3 protein-coding genes and 1 pseudogene are annotated in these 4,027 nt (G+C 74.1%); 2 read left to right on the top strand and 2 right to left on the bottom strand.

The annotated features are described in order from the left end of the window. Nucleotides 1-98: 98 nt before the first annotated feature. Nucleotides 99-830, top strand: a pseudogene (locus tag AB0K09_RS30720) (regulator); the annotation flags it as partial. 85 nt (nucleotides 831-915) lie between these two features. Here the strand turns inward: AB0K09_RS30720 and AB0K09_RS30715 are convergent. Then, on the bottom strand, nucleotides 916-2,235 hold the full coding sequence (locus AB0K09_RS30715) for an NAD(P)/FAD-dependent oxidoreductase (protein WP_366068682.1): 1,320 nt from the start codon (nucleotides 2,233-2,235) through the stop codon (nucleotides 916-918). A 179-nt stretch (nucleotides 2,236-2,414) separates the two neighbouring features. Next, on the bottom strand, nucleotides 2,415-2,933 hold the full coding sequence (locus tag AB0K09_RS30710; protein ID WP_366068684.1) for a DUF4240 domain-containing protein: 519 nt from the start codon (nucleotides 2,931-2,933) through the stop codon (nucleotides 2,415-2,417). Between the two features lie 147 nt (nucleotides 2,934-3,080). On the opposite strand from AB0K09_RS30710, the gene AB0K09_RS30705 reads away from it, so the two are divergent. Next, nucleotides 3,081-4,007, top strand: a complete 927-nt coding sequence (locus AB0K09_RS30705) for an SDR family oxidoreductase (RefSeq protein ID WP_366068683.1) — start codon at nucleotides 3,081-3,083, stop codon at nucleotides 4,005-4,007. The last annotated feature ends 20 nt before the right edge of the window (nucleotides 4,008-4,027 follow it).

The raw sequence follows: 4,027 nt of genomic DNA, 5'->3' as shown, positions 1-4,027 counted from the left end.
CGCGGCGGCCGGCGTGGAGCCGACGGCGCTGATGAACCCGGTGCTGCTCAAGCCCGGCGGCGACCGCAGCAGCCAGGTCGTGCTGATGGGCAAGCGGGCGGCTGTTCGCCGCGGCCGCCGATCTGACGCGGCTGGCCGGATGGACGTCGTACGACATCGCCGCGCACGGGCTGGCCCAGCGCTACTACGTGCAGGCCCTCCGCCTGGCGCAGGCGGCGGGGGACCGGGCGTACGGCAGCTACGTGCTGGTCACGATGAGCCGGCAGGCGGTCTACCTCGGGCACGGCCGGGAGGCCGTGCAGCTGGCCCGGGTGGCCCAGCAGGGCGTCGGCTCCGGCGCGCCGCCGGTCGTGCAGTCGCTGCTGCACGCGGTCGAGGCGCGCGGGCACGCGGTGCTCGGGGAGGTCCGCGCCTGCTCGGCGTCGCTGGCGCGGGCCGAGCGGGCGCTGGAGACGGCCAAGCCGGCGGACGACGTGCCGTACTGGGCGCGCTTCTTCGACGAGGCGCAGCTCGCGGACGAGTTCGGCCACTGCCACCGGGATCTTCAGCAGTGGCGCGCCGCCGCGCAGCACGCGGAACGCTCGCTCCAGCTGCGCGGCCAGGCGTACGCGCGGAGCCGGCTGTTCTGCCGGGTCGTGCTCGCCAGCGCGCGGCTGGGGCTGGGCGAGCTGGAGCAGGCGTGCGTGCTGGGGGCGGAGGCGGCGCAGCAGGCGTCCGAGATGCGGTCGGTCCGGGCGCTGGAGTACGTACGCGACTTCGAGCGCCGTCTGGACCCGTACCGTGACGCGGCCCCGGTCCGCGCCTACCGCGAAAAGGTTGCGGGGCTGTAAGCCCCGCACCCCGGCCCGCACGGCGGGCCTCGCGTGTCCGGGTAACGGGTGGCCGGGTAACGGGTGGCCGGGTGGGAGAAAACCGTCAGGCGGCCCGCAGGGCCGGCGCGTAGCCGGGGCGGATGCCGAGGTCCCGGAGGAGGGCGTGGGCCGCTCGGCGGCCCGAGAAGAGGGCGCCCTGGACGGTGGACGTGTCGCGGTGGTCGCCGCAGACGTAGAGGCCGGAGAGCAGCCGGACCGGGCGCCGGACGTCGTGCGGGGCCGGCATCGCGGGCACCGCGTCCGCGTCGTGGTAGGCGGCGAGCAGCCGCCAGCGCGTGGTGGACGTGCCGTAGACGCCCGCGAGCTGGGCCCGCGCCGCGCGGTCCAGCTCGTCGGCCGGGAGGGACGCCGCGGCCCCGAGCACGGTCGAGGTGATCAGCGCCCGGCCGCCGGGCGCGCGCTCGGGGTCGACCTCGCTGGCGACCGTCGTGTGGGCCACCGGGCCCCGCCGGCCGGAGGTGAGGATCAGCGAGGCCTCGCGCAGCGGCGGCTCGTCGGTGGTGTGGTGAAGCACCGTCACCGGATGGAAGCCGGGCAGCCGCAGTCCGGGAATCAGCTCGGCGGCGGCGCGGGCGCCGGTGGCCACGACGACCGAGCGGCAGGAGAACGTACCGTGCCCGGCCGTGCCGACGGACGTGGTGCAGGCGGACGTGGCCTGGACGCCCGTGTGGATCGTGCCCGGCGGCAACTGTTCCGCCAGCAGGCGCGGAAGGGTGCCCGCTCCACCGCCCGGCAGGCAGAGCCGGCCCCGGGCGTAACCGCGCAGGACGAGGTCGGCGCAGCGGCTGGAGGTCGTCAGGTCCGGGTCGTAGAGCAGCGAGGCCAGCAGCGGGCGCAGGAAGCCGTCGACCGTACGGGCGGGCAGCCCGCGATTGGCCAGCGTCGCGGCGGTGGGCCGGTCGGGCCTGGCCAGCATCCGGTCGATGGGCAGCGCGGCAAGGCGGGCCAACGCCGCGCCGAGCCGCGCCTGATCGAGGCCGGCGGTCCGCGAGGCGCGGGCCGCCGCGAAGGCGCGCGCGGTCGTGAACGCCCGCTTGGCGCCGCGCAGTTCGCCGACGCGGTGGTTGCGCCCGTCCGCGTGCACCAGCACCCCGGGGGTGAACGGGCGCAGGATCAGCCCGTCGAGACCGGGGGTGCGCATCAGCTCGGGAAAGGAGGTGTTGAGCAGCTGGCCCGTACGGTCCAGCAGGAATCCGTCGAGCCGGTCGGTGGTCATCCGCCCGCCCGGACACGGGGCGGCCTCCAGGACGGAAACGGTGACACCGGCGCTGATCAGATGGTGGGCCGCCGAAAGGCCGGCCAGTCCGGCCCCCACGACGACGACGTCGGCGTGGTGTGCGGTGTCGCGTGCGCTGCTGAGCACGTGCCCTCCCGGGTTCGGTCCGTCGCTCGGGGGCCTGATGCCCTCAATGCGTTCCGCCGATGCGCGAGTTCGCCTCGACCGTAGAGAGAAATCCGGTCAATAACAGTCGCGCACGGACCGAGCACGGTCGCACGAGGTGGTCGCACGGTCAGAAACCCCGTGCGCTCGCACGGCGCGGGCTACTCCCGGAAGCGGTCCCAGAGGTCGGGGAACCGTTCCGCCAGGGCGGCGTCGTCCTCCAGGTCGATGGGTGTGCCGAGCGGTTCGGCGGGCGGGTCGGGCAGTCCCAGCTCGGGGGTCTCGGTGCCGGTCAGCTGCTCGTACGCCTCGTCGGCGGCGAAGCCGATCTCCTCGCCGTCGCCGTCCACCTCGTCGTCGAATTCGTCCAGCAGCTCGGCGAGGCGGTCCGGGTTGTGCACGGCCCCCTCGTAGACCTCGCGGCCCTGACCGATCAGCCAGCAGCGGAAGGAGTCGAAGGCGTCGTCGCTCGCGCCGTCCAGCAGGACGGCGGCCGCGCCCCAGAGGTCCCACAGGTACGCGCGGTTGTAACGCGCCTCGAAGTGCCTGGCGAAGTCCAGCACGGCGTCCGGGTCGAGCTGCACCAGGCGCTCGACCAGCAGATCGGCCTGGTCCTGGGCGTCGCCCTCGGCCGCCTCGCGCGTGCTGTCGACCAGCTCCCAGAACTCCGTCTCGTCCATCACGCCACCAGCATCGGCCCTCGCACCGGGCGACGCACGCGGGGTGGGCCGGATGCGGCCGTCTCGTTATCAGGACAGAAGGTGTCCGGTATTGACGGCAGAGTACGGCCTGTCACCGACGAGGAAGAGGGAGAGGAGCCGATGATGATGCGAGGGGGCGCAGGCCGGGGCGCGCTGGCCGGCAAGGTCGCGCTGGTCGCGGGCGGCACGCGCGGCGCGGGCCGCGCGATGGCCGTGGCACTGGGCGAGGCCGGGGCCGTGGTCTATGTGACGGGCCGCACGACGCGGCAGGGCCGCAGCGAGGTCGGCCGGCCGGAGACGATCGAGGAGACCGCCGAACTGGTGGCCGCCGCCGGCGGCACCGGGATCGCGGTGCGGACCGACCATCTGGAGCCGGACCAGGTCCGGGCGCTCGTCGAGCGCATCGACCGCGAGCAGGGCCGGCTCGACGTGCTCGTCAACGACGTATGGGGTGGGGACCACCTGATCGAGTTCGGCAAGAAGGTGTGGGAGACGGACCTGGAGAAGGGGCTGCGCATGCTGCGCCTGTCCTTGGAGACCCACGCCATCACCAGTCACTGCGCGCTGCCGCTGCTCGTCCGGCGGCCCGGGGGACTCGTCGTCGAGATCACGGACGGGACGGAGGAGTTCAACCGCACCTACCGCGAGAACCTCTTCTTCGACCTCGCCAAGTCCGGCCCGATCCGGATGGCCTTCGGCCTCGCGAAGGAGCTGGAGGAGTACGGCGGCACCGCCGTGTGCCTGTCGCCGGGCTATCTCCGCTCGGAGGAGATGCTGGATCACTTCGGTGTGACCGAGGCGAACTGGCGGGACGCGGTGCGGAAGGATCCGCACTTCGCCATCGCGGAATCACCGGCCTTCATCGGGCGGGCGGTGGTGGCGCTGGCGACGGACCCGGAGCGGGATCGCTGGAGCGGACGGTCGGTGTCCAGCGGGGAGCTGGCGGAGGCGTACGGGTTCACCGACGTGGACGGGTCGCGGCCGCGCGCGTTCGCGTACTTCCAGGACGTGGTGTTCGGGGGGCGGAAGGCGGGGGCTGAGGAGTACCGGTAGAACCGGGGGCCGGGGGCGTC

Origin of the sequence: Streptomyces sp. NPDC049577 (assembly GCF_040675635.1) — a bacterium.
Taxonomy (GTDB): domain Bacteria; phylum Actinomycetota; class Actinomycetes; order Streptomycetales; family Streptomycetaceae; genus Streptomyces.
Note: the sequence above shows the minus strand (reverse complement) of the source record. Positions and strands in the feature narration are given on the sequence as shown.

Excerpts from the sequence above, each read along its gene's own strand:
- AB0K09_RS30710 (WP_366068684.1), bottom strand. The coding sequence starts at position 2,933 with ATGGACGAGACGGAGTTCTGGGAGCTGGTCGACAGCACGCGCGAGGCG.
- AB0K09_RS30705 (WP_366068683.1), top strand. The coding sequence starts at position 3,081 with ATGCGAGGGGGCGCAGGCCGGGGCGCGCTGGCCGGCAAGGTCGCGCTG.